The 14,150-nt window shown below is 67.2% G+C and carries 13 protein-coding genes; 4 read left to right on the plus strand and 9 right to left on the minus strand.

The window, feature by feature from the left end:
- Positions 1-20 precede the first annotated feature (20 nt).
- Positions 21-1,178, plus strand: a complete 1,158-nt coding sequence (locus V7E00_RS12110) for a patatin-like phospholipase family protein (RefSeq protein WP_333572900.1) — start codon at positions 21-23, stop codon at positions 1,176-1,178.
- Between the two features lie 16 nt (positions 1,179-1,194).
- Here the strand turns inward: V7E00_RS12110 and V7E00_RS12115 are convergent, their stop codons facing one another.
- The 9 genes from V7E00_RS12115 to V7E00_RS12155 all read right to left on the minus strand — a co-directional run bounded on the left by V7E00_RS12115 (position 1,195) and on the right by V7E00_RS12155 (position 11,208).
- Entirely contained in the window at positions 1,195-1,515 is a 321-nt protein-coding gene (locus tag V7E00_RS12115; RefSeq protein ID WP_333572901.1) for a 2Fe-2S iron-sulfur cluster-binding protein, read from the minus strand.
- An 86-nt stretch (positions 1,516-1,601) separates the two neighbouring features.
- The gene (locus tag V7E00_RS12120; protein ID WP_333572902.1) at positions 1,602-4,043 is read right to left on the minus strand and encodes a TonB-dependent receptor; all 2,442 of its coding nucleotides are present in this window, start codon (positions 4,041-4,043) and stop codon (positions 1,602-1,604) included.
- Positions 4,044-4,237: 194 nt separating this feature from the next.
- Positions 4,238-5,155, minus strand: coding sequence for a Vgb family protein (locus V7E00_RS12125; RefSeq protein ID WP_333573856.1), 918 nt, complete (start codon positions 5,153-5,155; stop codon positions 4,238-4,240).
- Between the two features lie 18 nt (positions 5,156-5,173).
- Positions 5,174-6,058 carry a sterol desaturase family protein gene (locus V7E00_RS12130; RefSeq protein ID WP_333572903.1) on the minus strand — a complete coding sequence of 295 codons (885 nt, stop codon included), beginning with the start codon at positions 6,056-6,058 and terminating at the stop codon, positions 5,174-5,176.
- 171 nt (positions 6,059-6,229) lie between these two features.
- The gene (locus V7E00_RS12135; protein ID WP_333572904.1) at positions 6,230-6,562 is read right to left on the minus strand and encodes a UrcA family protein; all 333 of its coding nucleotides are present in this window, start codon (positions 6,560-6,562) and stop codon (positions 6,230-6,232) included.
- A 206-nt stretch (positions 6,563-6,768) separates the two neighbouring features.
- Positions 6,769-7,143 carry a hypothetical protein gene (locus V7E00_RS12140; protein ID WP_333572905.1) on the minus strand — a complete coding sequence of 125 codons (375 nt, stop codon included), beginning with the start codon at positions 7,141-7,143 and terminating at the stop codon, positions 6,769-6,771.
- Between the two features lie 60 nt (positions 7,144-7,203).
- A complete protein-coding gene (locus V7E00_RS12145) occupies positions 7,204-8,748 on the minus strand; it encodes a tetratricopeptide repeat-containing sulfotransferase family protein (RefSeq protein WP_333572906.1) in 1,545 nt (514 codons plus the stop codon).
- Positions 8,745-9,662 carry a DNA-binding response regulator gene (locus tag V7E00_RS12150; RefSeq protein WP_333572907.1) on the minus strand — a complete coding sequence of 306 codons (918 nt, stop codon included), beginning with the start codon at positions 9,660-9,662 and terminating at the stop codon, positions 8,745-8,747. The genes V7E00_RS12145 and V7E00_RS12150 overlap by 4 nt, the downstream gene beginning before the upstream one ends.
- Positions 9,652-11,208, minus strand: coding sequence for an ATP-binding response regulator (locus tag V7E00_RS12155; RefSeq protein WP_333572908.1), 1,557 nt, complete (start codon positions 11,206-11,208; stop codon positions 9,652-9,654). The genes V7E00_RS12150 and V7E00_RS12155 overlap by 11 nt, the downstream gene beginning before the upstream one ends.
- 230 nt (positions 11,209-11,438) lie before the next feature.
- Between V7E00_RS12155 and V7E00_RS12160 the strand changes: the two genes are divergently transcribed.
- Genes V7E00_RS12160 through V7E00_RS12170 form a run of 3 tightly spaced genes read left to right on the plus strand, consistent with a single transcriptional unit; the run spans position 11,439 to position 14,150 of the window.
- Entirely contained in the window at positions 11,439-12,518 is a 1,080-nt protein-coding gene (locus V7E00_RS12160) for a putative urea ABC transporter substrate-binding protein (protein WP_333572909.1), read from the plus strand.
- Between the two features lie 13 nt (positions 12,519-12,531).
- Positions 12,532-13,347: an ABC transporter permease gene (locus tag V7E00_RS12165; RefSeq protein ID WP_333572910.1), complete on the plus strand. Its 816-nt coding sequence runs from the start codon at positions 12,532-12,534 to the stop codon at positions 13,345-13,347.
- Positions 13,344-14,150 (plus strand): ATP-binding cassette domain-containing protein, encoded by an 807-nt coding sequence (locus V7E00_RS12170; RefSeq protein ID WP_333572911.1) that lies wholly within the window; start codon positions 13,344-13,346, stop codon positions 14,148-14,150. The genes V7E00_RS12165 and V7E00_RS12170 overlap by 4 nt, the downstream gene beginning before the upstream one ends.

Below are 14,150 nucleotides of genomic sequence, written 5' to 3' on the forward strand. Positions count from 1 at the left end.
AGAACATGGAGGAGCAGGCAATGGCAGACCAGTTCGCGGGCACCGACGACGGCGATGTCGATCAGCTGTTCAATTCGCCCGATTATGATGCGGACGGGATCGGCCTTGCCCTTTCGGGCGGCGGCTACAAGGCCGCCGCCTTCCACGTCGGCGCGCTCGTCCGGCTGAACGAACTGGGATGGCTGCCCCGGCTCTCGCGGGTCACCAGCGTGTCCGGGGGATCGATCACCGCCGGGTTCCTGGGGTGCAACTGGCACAAGCTCGCGTTCGACGCGAACGGCGTCGCCACCAACTTCGACGCCGTGATCGTGCAGCCGCTGCATGCCTTCCTCACCGAAGTGAATCTGGACGTGACGCAAGGGCTGCTCGGGCTGCTGCTGCCGTTCCGCTCCGCCGCGGACGGCGTGGCGGGCGGCTATGACAAGCACCTGTTCCACGGCGCGACCCTGCAGGACCTGCCAGAGGAGAAGCCGGGCGTCGCCCCGCGCTTCGTGATCCTGGCGACCAATTACGAGCTCAACTCGCTCTGGCGCTTCGCCCGCCCCTATGCCGCCGACTACCGCGTGGGGCGCATCGATCACCCCACCTTGCCGCTGGCGCGCGTCGTCGCCGCCTCCTCGGCCTTCCCGCCCTTTTTCTGCCCAATCGAGATAGACCTGCGCGGCCAGCGCTGGATCCCGACACCCGGCGCGGACAAGCATGAAGGCCTGTTCCTGGAGCGCGCGCTGCTCGCCGATGGCGGCATCTATGACAATATGGGGCTGGAGCCGATCTGGAAACGCTATGGCACGCTGCTCGTCAGCAATGCCGGCGGGCATTTCGACGAGGCGCACCACCCCAGCGACTGGTTCAGCCTGTTGCTGCGGGTGATCAACATGATCCACCGCCAGGCGGAGAACAACCGCCAGCGTCCGCTGATGCTGCTGGCGAAGCTGAACCAGCGGCGGGTGGGCTATTGGCCGCTGCGCAACACGGCGGCCAATTATCCCGTCCCGAGCGCGCAGTTGCCGAGCGCGGCGGACGTCGCCGGCGCGCAGGACGAAAGCGTGCGATTGTGGTCGCTGGGGCTGAAGGCATTCGCACGGCTGGCCAACCACGGCTACAGCCTGTGCGACAGTGCGCTGGGCTCCTATCTGGCGCCCCCGCCACACCCGCAGCCCGCCCGACTGCCCTTCTGAGTGCGGTTGACGCCGCCTATCCCAGATCCGGCGCGATCTCCACCGCCAGTCCGTCCAGCGCAGGGCCGAAGGCGATCTGGCAGGAAAGCCGCGAGCTCGGCCGGCGCTGCCCGGCACCGTCGAGCAGCGCGTCCTCGTCGTCGCTGATCGGCGGCAGCAGGTCGGCGAAGGCGGGGTCTACATAGACATGGCAGGTCGCGCACGAGCATCCGCCGCCGCAGAACGCCGGCAGCGACTCAAAGCCGGCATCGCGGAGGATTTCCATGACGCTCAGCCCCTCCTGCGCCTCGACGGCCGTCTGCGCACCGGCGGGCGGCGTAACCAACAGTTTCAACATGTCTTCACCTTGGAAAAGGGGGGCGGGAGGCGCGAGCGCGCCTCCCGTGAAAGCACCCGGCGGGCGCCGCTCGGGGGCGGCTCCGGTCAGTAGTGGATGCGGAAATCGATGCCGACGCGCCGCGGGGTCAGCACCGACCGGGCGTAATAGCGCTCGACCACGCCGGTACGCGCCTGGTTGTACGAACTGATGTCGTTGCTTATCGCGGTGTAGGCATATTTGTTGAAGATGTTGTCGGCGAACAGCCCCACCTCGAACATCTTGTCGCGATAGGTGAGCGAGGCACGATGCGTCATATAGTCGGGGATCGCCTCGCCATTGCCGCGCAGGCCGACGCGCGAATAGATGTCGCCGGTATAAGTAGCGGCCCAGTTCGCCTCGATCTCGCCGCCATGGGGCAGCGGATAGGTGTAGATCAGCTGGGCGCTGCCCGAATGCTTGGCGGAGCCCGGCAGCCGATCGCCAGCCTTGGCATCGTCCCGCTGGCCCTGGCTCACGACCAGCTTCTCGAAATCCTCGGTCAGATGCGCATCGACATAGGAGTAGGTCGCCTGGAGGGTGACCCGCGGGACTACCCTGAAGCTCCCGGAGAATTCGATGCCCTTGGATTCCGCCGCGCCCGCGTTGGTGGTGATGCCGACCGCGCCGTTTACCGTCTGGCTGGGCACCTGCACGCCGTTCCATTTCACCCGATAGGCATCAAGCGTGAACTGCAGCCGCTTGTCGAACAGCGAGGCGCGGACACCGATTTCCATGTTGCGCGTCTTGTCCGGCCCGTAGACCAGCTCGTTGGGCAGCGCGCAGACATTCTGCCCCGGCGGCAGCGGCACCACGCAAGGCGCGACGCGGTTGACGCCGCCGATCCGGTAGCCGGTGCTGTAGGTCGCATAGGCGAGCAGGTCCGGGCTGAACTTGTACGAGGTGTTCGCCTTCCACACGAAGCCGTCGTCCCCCGTGCTGCCCGAGCGAACGCGGCTGGGCGCGAACTGGATCAGCGGATAGGGCGTGCGGGTGAGGCCGCCGCCGAACAGCGGCGTATCGGTGCCGCCGGTCGCAGTCGCGTCGTACTTGAAATAGCGCAGGCCGCCGGTCACCTGCCAGGCCGAGGTGGCGTGCAGCGTCGCCTCGCCATAGACCGCCTTCTCCACCGTCTTGGTGTTGACGAAGGAGATATATTCCAGGTCGTCGGGCCGGTTCACGCCCGCGAAGGCGGCGAAACCAGGCGTATATTCCTGGCGATCGCTGGCATATTTCAGCCGGTTGTAGAAGCCGCCGATCACCCAGTTCACCGGCCCGCCATGGGAGGAGACCAGCCGCACCTCCTGGTTGAACTGCTTGTAGCTGCGATGATTGTTGGCGAAGGAGGAAAAGGCCGGAAACGCCTCATAGCCATAGTCGAGGTCGAGCAGCAGATCGGTATTGTCGTCGACATTCTCGATCTTCTGTTCGGTGTACGCCGTCGTGCTGACCAGCTGCGCGACGTTGAACAGGTTGATGTTGAACTCGGCCGAATACAGGTCCGCCTTGCGGTGGAACGGCTCGAGATAGCGCCACGGCCCCTCATAGTTGCCGGTGCCCAGCACGCCCGCGCCGTTCGCCTGGCGGCCGTTGGTCCTGGTGTCCTGGTGCGCGTAGGTGAGAAAGGCCTTCACGTTCGGGTTGTATTCGAGCAGCAGCGTGTTGCGCGTCGTGAAGGTGTGCTCGAAATTGACATCGTCCTGGCGCTTGAAATTGGCCGCATAGTCTGCCCGTGTGCCGAGCGATGCTTGCGCAGCCGTCGCGCCGCGCACCGGCTGCGCGTTGGAGATACCGGGCTGCTGCAGCATGTAGTTGTAATCGATGAAGCCGGGATTGTCGTAATAGCCGACCACCGACCGCAGCGCGACGTGATCGCTGACGATCGGGAGATTGACCGTCACGTCGCCGATCCGCCCGAAATCGCTGCTGTGCGACTGCGCGTAGCCGCGGCCGTGCAAATCCACCGAGAAGCGGCTGGTGTTCGGCCGGTTGGGCATGTAGCGCACCGCGCCCGCCAGCGTACCCAGGCCGTAGAGCGTCCCCTGCGGCCCGAGCAGCGTCTCGACGCGCGCGATATCGATCAGCTTGAAATCAAGATAGAGCGGAACCTCGCCAAGATAGACGCCGACGGCGCTATTGTCGTTCGATCCGTTGACGCTGGTGTCGCCGGACTCGATGCCGCGCAGGATGATGTTGCCGGTACTTGCCGGACCGGTGTCGACGATCGTAAGGCCGGGGGTGAACGCCGCCAGCCCACGAACATCGTCGATGCGCTGGCGCGCCAGCGTCTCTTCGGAAACCGCGCTGATGTTGATCGGCGCGTCCTGCAGCGTGACGCTGCGGCGGCTGCCGGTAACGATGATCTCGTTGCCGCCGCTGCCGCCCTGATCCTCCGTCTGCTGTAACGGCGGCGCGCCGGCGCCTTCGGTCTGCGCCGCCGCACGGGTTGCGCCGAAGCTTGCGAGAACGGTTGCACTCAACAGCGCCGCGCGGGAAATCGATCGTGCCACCCTAGCCCCCTTTTCTGGTCTGATCCCTGGCCGCATCGCGTGCGGCTGGCTTGTTCCTGCAGACTTTGGGGAAACGGGATGGGCCGCCATGGGGCGTTTGACGTACCGCACCGCAACAATCCCGTGCGGAGACACACGCGAAAACGCCGCGCACCTGGCACGGGCACGCGGCGTTGTTTGACGACCAGGCGGACTTACCGCCCAGCGCCGCCCGACACGGGTGCGAGGCTCCACCAGGACAGCGTGTGAACATCGTGCGCGCTGGTCCACACGCCGGTGCCGGCGAAGCGCAGCGCGCCGCTGCCGCTCGGCTTGCCGAGGCGGCCGAGGATCGCAAGCGAGACGGGATCGATGGTCACGAACGTCTGGTCGGCGGTAGTACGCAGCCAAACCGCACCGCCGCCCGTATCGATATCGCCGTAGAGAAGGTCCGCGCCCACCTTTACCCGGCCGGATATCTCGACCGTGGCAGGATCGATCCGCGCGAGCGTGCCGTCGCCCTGCTCCTGCACCCACACCGCGCCCTCACCGGTAGCAAGAAACCCCGGCTGCTTGCCGAGCTTGGTGCGCCCGGTCACCTGATTGCTGGCCGGATCGATCCGCTGAAGCGACTGCTGGCCGCTGCTCACCGCCCAGAGCGCGTCGAAGCCGAAGGCGAGATAGTGCGTCCCCGGATCCACCGCGATCGAAGCGACGACACGGTTGTCCGCCGGATCGACACGCGCGATCTTGCCGGCATTGTCGCTCGCCACCCAGACCGATCCGGCCCCGGCGACGACGTTCAGTTCGCCCGCCGGATTGGCGATGCCGGTGGGGATCGCCGCCAGCAGCCTGGCGGTCTTGAGATCGATCCGGTTGAGCGCGCCCTCCTTGCAATCGGCCACCCAGAGCGAGCCTGCGGCGATCGCCATCGCGCCGCACGGGTGCGTCATCGCCACTTCGGCGAGCTTGCCGCCACGGGACCAGCGCTCGACGCGGCCCTTGTTGGTCACCCAGACGGTGTCGCCGTCGACCGCGAGGAAATCGGCAAAGCCCGGCACGGTGAGCACCTGCGCCTCCTGCGGCTGCGGATCGGCGGGTGCAGGCGCGGCGGCGAGCAGCATGGCGAGCATCGGCATCCAGACCATCGCTCAGCCCGCCGCGACGTCGGTGGTGGCGGACGGGCGCTGCTTCAGCCGCGCTAGGATCGGCTGGAACGGGAACAGCCATTGCTCGCGGATCGACAGCCGCCGCCGCGCATCCTGGCCGACCACCGAGGCCTCGCCCTCCCGGTAGGTGCCGAAGATGCGGTCGAGCAGGATCAGCGAGTTGCCGTAATTGCAGCGCGTATCCTCATACGGCACCGAATGGTGCAGGCTGTGGTGGCGGATCGTGGTGAAGACAAAGCTGTACCAGATCGGCGGGTCCGAGCGGACATTGGCGTGCGCGAAGCCGGAGATGACACCCAGCACGCTCACCGCGCAGAAGATCGCCGGCAGCGGCAGGTCGAACAGCGCCACGACGCTGAGGCTGATCAGAAACAGCTCGATCGGATTGCCGACATAGCCCTTGGCCGCGTTGAGCTGGGTGATGTGGTGATGCGGCGCATGGGTCATCCAGAACGGTGCCGAATTGTGCATCAGCCGGTGCATCCAATATTGCCCGAACTCGATCAGGAAGATCACCAGCGCCACCTGCGCCAGGAACGGCCAGTGCATGGCCCAAGGCGTCGCGATCCCCAGCGACTGCTTCAGCGCTAGCAGCGGCGTATCGGCCAGCGTGCGGGAGACCCAGGAGATCGCCGTCGAGCCGAGCACGACGTAGAACAGGTCGGTCCAGAACTCGCGCCAGTTCATCCGCCAGCCGGCGTGCCGCTCGAAGACGAACTCGAGTCCCTGGATGTACAGCGTGATCAGCGCCGACACGATCACGATCGTCCAGGGGTTCGCCAGCACGGCAGCAGGCGCGAAGGCCCAGAAGCAGACGACTGCGACCACGGTCGCCGGCGGAAGGAGGTTCACGAGCCCTTTGGTCATGCGCTTTCGTCCCGATCGCGAGCGGGGCGATGCCCCCTCTTTGACCGAAGCCTAGCCATGCGAGCGATACGCGCGCAGGTGGCCGAATGACGTAGCGGGCCCAAAAGCATACGGCCGCGCACACCCTTTCGGGGCACACGCGGCCGCGGAATGTCGCCTAGAGGCGCCGGTTCAGCGCAGCGATGCGACCTGTACGCCGCGGGTCTTGCCGGCCTGGGCGACGCGCGCCTCGATCTGCGTGCGAACCTGCTCGGCTACATCGGCACGGCACAGGCGCGCACGGGCTTCGAGCTCGGGGTGAATGGTCGCGAGATTCTCGCCGCACACTGCGCGGGCTGCCTGGTCGACGCGGGTGGCGAGGCGCTGCTGGCCGTCGGCGGTCGCGAGATCGAGCCCTGCCAGCGTCAGCGTTGCAGAGGGCTTGCCGAAGCCTGTGTCGGCGGGCGCTGCAAAGGCGGCGGTACTGATCGAGAGAGCGGCGGCGGCCGCGACGAGCATCTTCATGGCAATCTCCTGCAACCAAGACCGCCTCACCCGGGCGGGTGCCGCGCATCTAGTCACAAGAACAACAAACAGCAAGACGAAAAGCCGAAGAAACGCTACTCAACTTCCGTATCACTGGATACGGGCAGTTTTGCAACGCAGCATCAACGTATTACATCTTTATTAGTTCGTGATACTCGTTCAGACGACTCCATCGTTATTACAGATTATCGCGCGCGTACTACCAACGCGGCGAGCTCGGTGGTATGGCCCATCAGCCCCACCGGGAGACGTACGGTTTCCCGCTGCTCTACCCGACCAGCTGCATCGACCACCGCGACGTCAAGCGTGCGGGCAAAGGGCAAGGCGAAGCCGCGCACCGCCGCCGCGGGCACCCGGACTTTCCAGCGGCGCCCGCCGCTTGCCGCAACTTCATGATCGTTGATCGTAATCGTGGTTGCGACGGAACTGCGCTCCCCGCGGATCAGCAGGCAGTCGCCCGCTGCACAGCGCACCAGCTTTGCGCTTGGACGTGCATCCGCATGCGCCGCCGGCGCAATCAGCAGCGCGGCACCAAGGGCGAGGCGAAAGAAACTTGCCATGTACGCCAGGCTGCCGGAGGCCACCGCGGCGCACCATGCGCCGTTTGACGTACGCGCCGATCAGTCGATGGCGATACCGCGCTCGGCGAAATAGGCGGCGACCGGCGCCAGCACGGCCTCGTGCTTCCGCCAGCGCGCCACCGAGTCGCGGTAGATCGGCCGGCGCACCTGCGCGGCGCTCGGCGTGGAGACCGCCCCACCCTGCGCATGGAAATCGAGGCAGCGATCCGACCAGTCGAGCTGGCAATGCGCGAGCAGGCGGCGGGTCGCGCCTTCCTGATCGGCGACGATGTCCTCGTAGCGCAGCTCCAGGATGCGCCCGGGGAGCACCTGGCGCCACAAGGCCATCAATCGCTCGAACCCCGCCACATAGGCGGCGATGTCGAGCAGGTCGTAGCTATAGTCGTAGTAGCGCGAGCTGATCGCGAACAGGTTACGGAAATTGGCCAGCACCGTGTCCATCGGGTTGCGGCGCAGGCAGACGATCGCCGCATGGGGCAGCGCCCGCGCCGCGATGCCGGCATAGTGAAAATTGCCGGGGAATTTGTCGACGAAGCGCCGCCCGGGCATCCGCCGGTGGTGCGCCGCGCGCGCGCAATAGTCGCGGCCGATCGCCCCGAGATCCGCGGTTACGGCGGCATGCAGCGTCTCGGGATCAAGCACCGTGCGGGTGCGTGTGCCCGACGCCGCCTTCACGGCCAGCGGCAGCGCCTGGAGCTCGCCGACGCTTTCCACCACCGGATGCGCGGCGAGGATGCGGTCGACCAGCGTGGTGCCGGTGCGCGGCATGCCAATGATCAGGATCGGCGTATCGGCGGGCGCATCCGTCAGCGGCGCTGCGGCGAAGGCAGGCCAGCTTCCCGCCACCGCATCGGCGATTCCCGTATCGCGCGCGGGATCATAGCCTAGGGCGGCGCGATGCTCGGCATTCACCTCCAGCAGACAGGCCAGCGCCTCGTCGTCGCGCCCGAGATCCTCCAGTTCCTTGGCGAGCGCATAGCCGGTGAGCAACCGGCCCTCGCCCCGTGCGCGCTGCTTCGCCGCCTGCAGCCGGGGGACGTGGTTGCGGTCCTCGCTCTGCTTGCGCAGCCCGGCAAGCAGATGGTGGGCGCGGGCATCGTCGGGGCTGCGCGCGAGCAGCGTTTCCAGCGCAGCCTCGGCATCATCGACGCGGCCGAGAAAGCTCAGCGTTGCCGCGTGGTTGTAGAGGAACTGGTCATTCTCCGGCGCCAGCGCGACTGCGATGGTGAAGTGCGGGAGCGCCGCTGCATGGTCGCCGAGGCGGGCATAGACGCAGCCGATGGTATCGCGCGACAGCGCATCGGCGGGTGGGTCCGCCTCCGCTGGCGCGAGTTGCGCCGCCGCATCGCCATCGCGCCGCACCAGCGTGTAGAGCCGGGCAAGCTGCGCGCTATATTCGCCGCGCGGGCCCTCCGCCACCGCCGCCTCGATCTGCCGGATCGCCTCGCCGATCCGCCCCTGCTCGGCTGCGATGACGCCCAGCAGAAACACACCCTCTGCAGACGGAAGCGCCGCCGAGGCGAGCCGTGCCGCCGTGTCGAAATCCCCCCGCTCCAGCGCCGCCCGCGCCGCTGCCGCGCTCATCCGGCGAGCGTCGCCACGGCGATCGCCGTCGCGGAGGCGCGGTTCTCGACGCCCATCTTCTGGAAGATCTGTTCGAGATGCTTGTTCACCGTGCGCGGACTGATCTCCAGGATCTCGCTGATCTCGCGGTTCTGCTTGCCGCGGCTGAGCCACACCAGCACCTCCGCTTCGCGCGAGGTGAGGCCGTGGCGCTCGGCGAGGATGCGTTCAGCGTCGCCCTCGCGCTTCTCGGTCAGGCGGAACAGCCATTCGCGGGCGCTGGTCTGGCGCAGGAAGCTGCACTGGAGGGCGCTGTCGCCGATCTGCAAGCCCGCCTGTGCGCCCGGCGGCACCGACGGATCCTGCAAGCGCCGTACGATCACAGCGAGCTCGTCCGGCAGATGCAGCGCGCGCGCCGACCAGTCGGGGAACAGCCGCTCGATCGTCTCTGCGGCGAGCGGAGTCAGCCAGCTGGTCTGCCCCTCTCCGTCCACGGCGAAGGACGGGCGACCGGCGGTATCGAGCGCCAGCTGGCTGCTCTGCGCGATCCGCGCATTGGCCAGATGCACCGAGACGCGCGCCAGCAATTCGTCGACGACGATAGGCTTGTGGACATAGTCCACCGCCCCCGCTTCGAGCCCCCGCACGACATGCTCGCTTTCGGTAAGCCCGGTCATGAAGATCACCGGAACATGGCGGAAGCGGCCGTCCTGCTTGATGCGGCGGGTAGTGCTGAACCCGTCGAGCCCCGGCATCACCGCGTCCATCAGGATCAGGTCGGGCGTGCCGTGTTCCAGCAACTCCAGCGCGGCGAGGCCGTCGACGGCGATCAGCACCGTCATCCCCGCCTGCTCCAGCGTCGCAGTGAGGAAGCGGAGCGATTCGGGGGTGTCGTCCACCACCAGGATCGTGGCGCCCGGATCGCTAGCCGACATCGTCGAGCGTCCTTGCCAGTCCGCGCAGATCGAACGCCTCCAGCTGCGGCCGCAGCCGCGCGACGAGATCGGCGCTTTCGGGGACGTCCCTCTCCAGGCTCACGAGTGTCGTTTCGATTCCACGGACATGCCCGAGCTTCATAAAGCGGCGTAGCGCATCGAGATAGGGTGCCGCCGACTCGGGCAGTGCCATCGGCGGACAGGGCGGCGCGGCCGCAGCCTCGGCGTCTTCCACAATCCAGTCGAGATTCAGCTGGCGCGCGATCATGTCGAGCAGCGCATCGAGATCGACCGGCTTGGTGAGGAAGGCATCATGCGCGCGGCGGCCGTCGCGCCCGGCGTGGAATTCATGCGCGTTGGCCGATACCATCACGATGCGGAGCCCCGGGCCGAAGCGTGCGCGCAGCTGCTCGGCGACGTCCCAGCCGCTGGTGCCCGGCATCTGGATGTCGAGCAGCACGAGGTCGGGCGAACAATGTTCGGCGAGCGCGAGCCCGGCCGCGCCGCCGCTCGCCTCGAAGACGGAGAAGCCGAGCGGGCGCAGCAAGTGGTTGACCACGGTCGTCTGCGCGGGGCTGTCGTCGATCACGAGGATCGTCTTTTGCGCCCCCTGATAGCCGGTAACGCGGCGATAGGCGGCGGCACCCGTAGGGGCCTCGATCGGCTCGGGCAGGAGCAGGCGGAGCAGGAAGCTGCTGCCCTCGCCGACTTCGCTGCTCACCGTCACCTCACCGCCCAGGATGCGCGCCAGCACGCGGGTGATGGCGAGGCCGAGGCCGATCCCCGGCTGCATCACGGTATCGGGTTCGCGGCCGCGCTCGAACGGCTCGAAGATCCGTTCCAGATCCTCGGGCGGGATGCCCGGGCCGGTGTCGCGCACTTCGATGGCGGCGCTCTGGCTGCGATAGCGCACGGTGAGCGTCGCGCCGCCCGTTTCGGTATATTTGATCGCGTTGGACAGCAGGTTGATCAGGATCTGCCGCAGCCGCTTCTCGTCGGTGCGGACATAGGCGGGCAGCCGGCCCTCGACGACATAATCGAGCGACAGCCCCTTGGCCGATGCCTGGACGCGGAACATCTCCACCACTTGATCGAGCAAGGCGGGCAGCCGCACCAGCTCCTGCCGCACCTGCAGCACCCCGCTTTCGACGCGGGAGATATCGAGCAGGCCCTCGACCAAGTTGGTGAGATGCTCGGCCGAGCGGCGGATCACTCCGCCCGCCTCGCGCGGCGGGATCGAATCGCCGCGCTCCAGCAGCTGGGCATAGCCATAGATGGCGTTGAGCGGCGAGCGGATCTCGTGGCTTACCGCCACCAGATAGCGCGTCTTGGCGGCATTCGCGGCTTCGGCGGTTTCCTTGGCCCTGGCGAGCGCGGCTTCGGTTTCATGGTGCGCGGCGATCTCGGCGCGGAGGCGCTCGGTCTGCGCACGATTCGCGGCCTCGGCGGCACGATGGCCCTCGCGAGCCCTCAGGAACAGGCGGGCGAATGTAGCGGCGACGGCGAGCGCGAACCCCAGGCAGATCGTCCCAAGAATGCGCGCCATCACCATGTACAATCAGCCCCTTCGCCGGACCGGACGCGCGGCGGCGGAGCCCCGAAACCGTCGCTCGCCAGTGCCTGAATGACGCATTGCAGCATCACGATTTGGGGTGACACATGCCATGGCACATGCCTATAAATCGTATTACTGGATTGAGCAAACGTAATATCGGTTGCGACCGTCCGGCGGCTGAAAATCGCGCTTTCTCGCGCTGCGAAGATGGGGGGTCGATCATGACAAAATGGGTAGCGAAGGCGCGGATCGCGGTAGCGGCGGTGGCGATGCTGGCGACGGCGTCGTGCGGCGGTAACGGCACTGCACCAAAGGCGCGGACCGAGTTCAACATCGGCTGGTCGATCTATGCGGGCTGGATGCCCTGGCCTTACGCCGAACAGGCCGGCATCGTGAAAAAATGGGCCGACAAATATGGGCTCAAGATCCACTTCACGCAGGTGAACGATTACGTCGAGTCGGTGAACCAGTTCAACGCCGGCAAGCTGGACGGCGTGACTGTCACCAACATGGACGCGCTCACCATCCCCGCCGCAGGCGGCAAGGATACCAGCGCGATCATCCTGGGCGATTATTCCAACGGCAATGACGGCATCGTCCTCAAGAACGCCAAGGGCCTGGCGGACATCAAGGGCCGCACCGTCTATCTCGTCGAACTGTCGGTGTCGCACTATCTGCTCGCGCGCGGGCTCTCCACGGTGGGCCTGCAGCTCTCCGACGTGAAGACGGTCAACACCTCGGACGCGGACATTGTCGGCGCCTTCGCCAATCCGGCCGCCACCGCCGTGGTCACCTGGAACCCGCAGCTGACCGAAGTCGCCAAGCTGCCGGGCGCCATCAAGGTGTTCGAATCGAGCCAGGTCCCCGCCGAGATACTCGACCTGCTCGCGGTCGACACCGCGACGCTCAAGGCCAACCCGAACCTCGGCAAGGCGCTGGCGGGCATCTGGTACGAGACGATCCAGCTGATGCAGAAGAAAGACGCCGCCGGCGCCGCCGCCCGCGCGGCGATGGCCAAGCTGGCCGGCGCCACCCCGCAGGCGTTCGACGCCCAGCTCACCACGACGCACCTCTACGGCACCCCGCAGGATGCCGTCGCAGCCGTGAAGTCGCCCGCGATCGGCGCAACCATGGTCAAGGTGCGCGACTTCAGCTTCTCCAAGGGGCTGTTCGGCCAAGGCGCCAAGTCGGCCGACGCGATCGGCATATCGGTGCCGGGCAAGACGATCGGCGACGCGAACAACGTCAAGCTGCGCTTCGACCCGACCTATATGGAGCTGGCCGCGGCCGGCAAGCTCTGAGGCCGGTCCGCACATGCGCTGGGTGAACATCCGTCCCCGCCGCCGCACCGGCTGGCTGCTGGGTAGCCTGCCGCTGCTGCTCGCGGCGATCGTCTACCTCTTCGCCTCGGCCGCGCGGCATGCCGAGAATCCCTCGGACAAGCTGTTGCCGACGCCGGGTGCGATGGTCGAGGCGATGCACGCTCTGCTCGCCCAGGCCGATCCGCTGAGCGGCCGCCTGCTCTTCTGGGCAGACACGCTGGCGAGCCTCGAACGACTGGGTCTCGCGCTCGGCATCTGCGCGCTGTCCGCGCTGCTGGTCGGCATGGTGCTGGGCGTGCTCCCCGCCGCCCGGGCCACCTTCGGGGCGCTGGTGACGACGATCGCGGTGATTCCGCCGATCGCGGTGCTGCCGATCCTGTTCATCGTCTTCGGGCTCGGCGACACCGCCAAGGTCGCGCTGATCGTGATCGGCGTCACCCCCTTCCTGATCCGCGACCTTGCCGACCACATCACCGCCATCCCGCAGGAGCAGCTGATCAAGGCGCAGACGCTCGGCGCCAGCAGCTGGCAGCTCGCGCTGCGCGTCGCCCTGCCCCAGGCGCTACCCAGGCTGATCGCCGGCATCCGTCTCTCGCTCGGGCCCGCCTGGGTCTATCTGATCTCGGCCGAGGCGATCGCGTCGGACATCGGCCTCGGCTACCGCATCTTCCTCGTCCGCCGCTATCTCTCGATGGACATCATCATCCCGTACGTCGCCTGGATCTCGATCCTCGCCATCCTGATGGACGTGGCGCTCGCCCAGCTGAGCAAGCGCGCCTTTGCCTGGGCGCATGGAGCCGGCCGATGAGCCCGCTCCTCTCCTTCCAGAATGTCTGGCTCGAATATGGCGACAAGATCGTGCTGGAGCGCGTCGAGCTCGACATCGCCGAGCGCAGCTTCGTCTCGATCGTCGGCCCCTCAGGGGCGGGCAAGAGCAGCTTCTTGCGGCTGGCGCTCGGCCAGGAACGGCCGACGCGGGGCAAGATCCTGCTCGACGGCACGCCGCTCCCCCGCGAATGCGGCCCCGATCGCGGCGTGGTGTTCCAGCGCTATTCGGTGTTCCCGCACCTGACCGCCCTGCGGAACGTGATGTTCGAGCGCGAATGCGTCGGCGCCCCGCTCACCGCCCGGCTGTTCGGCGCCGCCCGCCGCCGCGCCCGCGACGAGGCCGTCGCGATGCTGGCGGAGGTTGGCCTTGGCGATGCGCTCGACCTCTACCCGGCCCAGCTTTCCGGCGGCATGCAGCAGCGGCTCGCCATCGCCCAGGCCCTGATCGCCCGGCCGCGTGTGCTGCTGCTCGACGAGCCGTTCGGCGCGCTCGATCCCGGCATCCGGCAGGACATGCACCGGCTGATCCTCAAGCTGTGGGAGGAGCATGCGCTTACCGTGCTGATGGTCACCCACGACATTTCCGAGGCGTTCAACCTCGGCACCCGCGTGCTCACCTTCGACAAGCGCCGCATCGATCCGCACGCGCCGCACCGTTTCGGCGCGACCGCCGTCTACGACCTCCACCTCACCCGCAAGCGGCGCGAGGCGATCGTCGAGGCGCAGCAGGAAGTATTACGATTGACAGAATCAGTAATAACCGGGAAAGAGGGATCACTGTGA

The organism is Sphingomonas sp. (assembly GCF_036731925.1).
In the GTDB taxonomy this organism is placed as follows: domain Bacteria; phylum Pseudomonadota; class Alphaproteobacteria; order Sphingomonadales; family Sphingomonadaceae; genus Sphingomonas.

Excerpts from the sequence above, each read along its gene's own strand:
- V7E00_RS12160 (WP_333572909.1), top strand. The coding sequence starts at position 11,439 with ATGACAAAATGGGTAGCGAAGGCGCGGATCGCGGTAGCGGCGGTGGCG.
- V7E00_RS12115 (WP_333572901.1), bottom strand. The coding sequence starts at position 1,515 with ATGTTGAAACTGTTGGTTACGCCGCCCGCCGGTGCGCAGACGGCCGTC.
- V7E00_RS12155 (WP_333572908.1), bottom strand. The coding sequence starts at position 11,208 with ATGGCGCGCATTCTTGGGACGATCTGCCTGGGGTTCGCGCTCGCCGTC.
- V7E00_RS12135 (WP_333572904.1), bottom strand. The coding sequence starts at position 6,562 with ATGAAGATGCTCGTCGCGGCCGCCGCCGCTCTCTCGATCAGTACCGCC.
- V7E00_RS12130 (WP_333572903.1), bottom strand. The coding sequence starts at position 6,058 with ATGACCAAAGGGCTCGTGAACCTCCTTCCGCCGGCGACCGTGGTCGCA.
- V7E00_RS12125 (WP_333573856.1), bottom strand. The coding sequence starts at position 5,155 with ATGCTCGCCATGCTGCTCGCCGCCGCGCCTGCACCCGCCGATCCGCAG.
- V7E00_RS12150 (WP_333572907.1), bottom strand. The coding sequence starts at position 9,662 with ATGTCGGCTAGCGATCCGGGCGCCACGATCCTGGTGGTGGACGACACC.
- V7E00_RS12110 (WP_333572900.1), top strand. The coding sequence starts at position 21 with ATGGCAGACCAGTTCGCGGGCACCGACGACGGCGATGTCGATCAGCTG.
- V7E00_RS12140 (WP_333572905.1), bottom strand. The coding sequence starts at position 7,143 with ATGGCAAGTTTCTTTCGCCTCGCCCTTGGTGCCGCGCTGCTGATTGCG.
- V7E00_RS12170 (WP_333572911.1), top strand. The coding sequence starts at position 13,344 with ATGAGCCCGCTCCTCTCCTTCCAGAATGTCTGGCTCGAATATGGCGAC.
- V7E00_RS12145 (WP_333572906.1), bottom strand. The coding sequence starts at position 8,748 with ATGAGCGCGGCAGCGGCGCGGGCGGCGCTGGAGCGGGGGGATTTCGAC.
- V7E00_RS12165 (WP_333572910.1), top strand. The coding sequence starts at position 12,532 with ATGCGCTGGGTGAACATCCGTCCCCGCCGCCGCACCGGCTGGCTGCTG.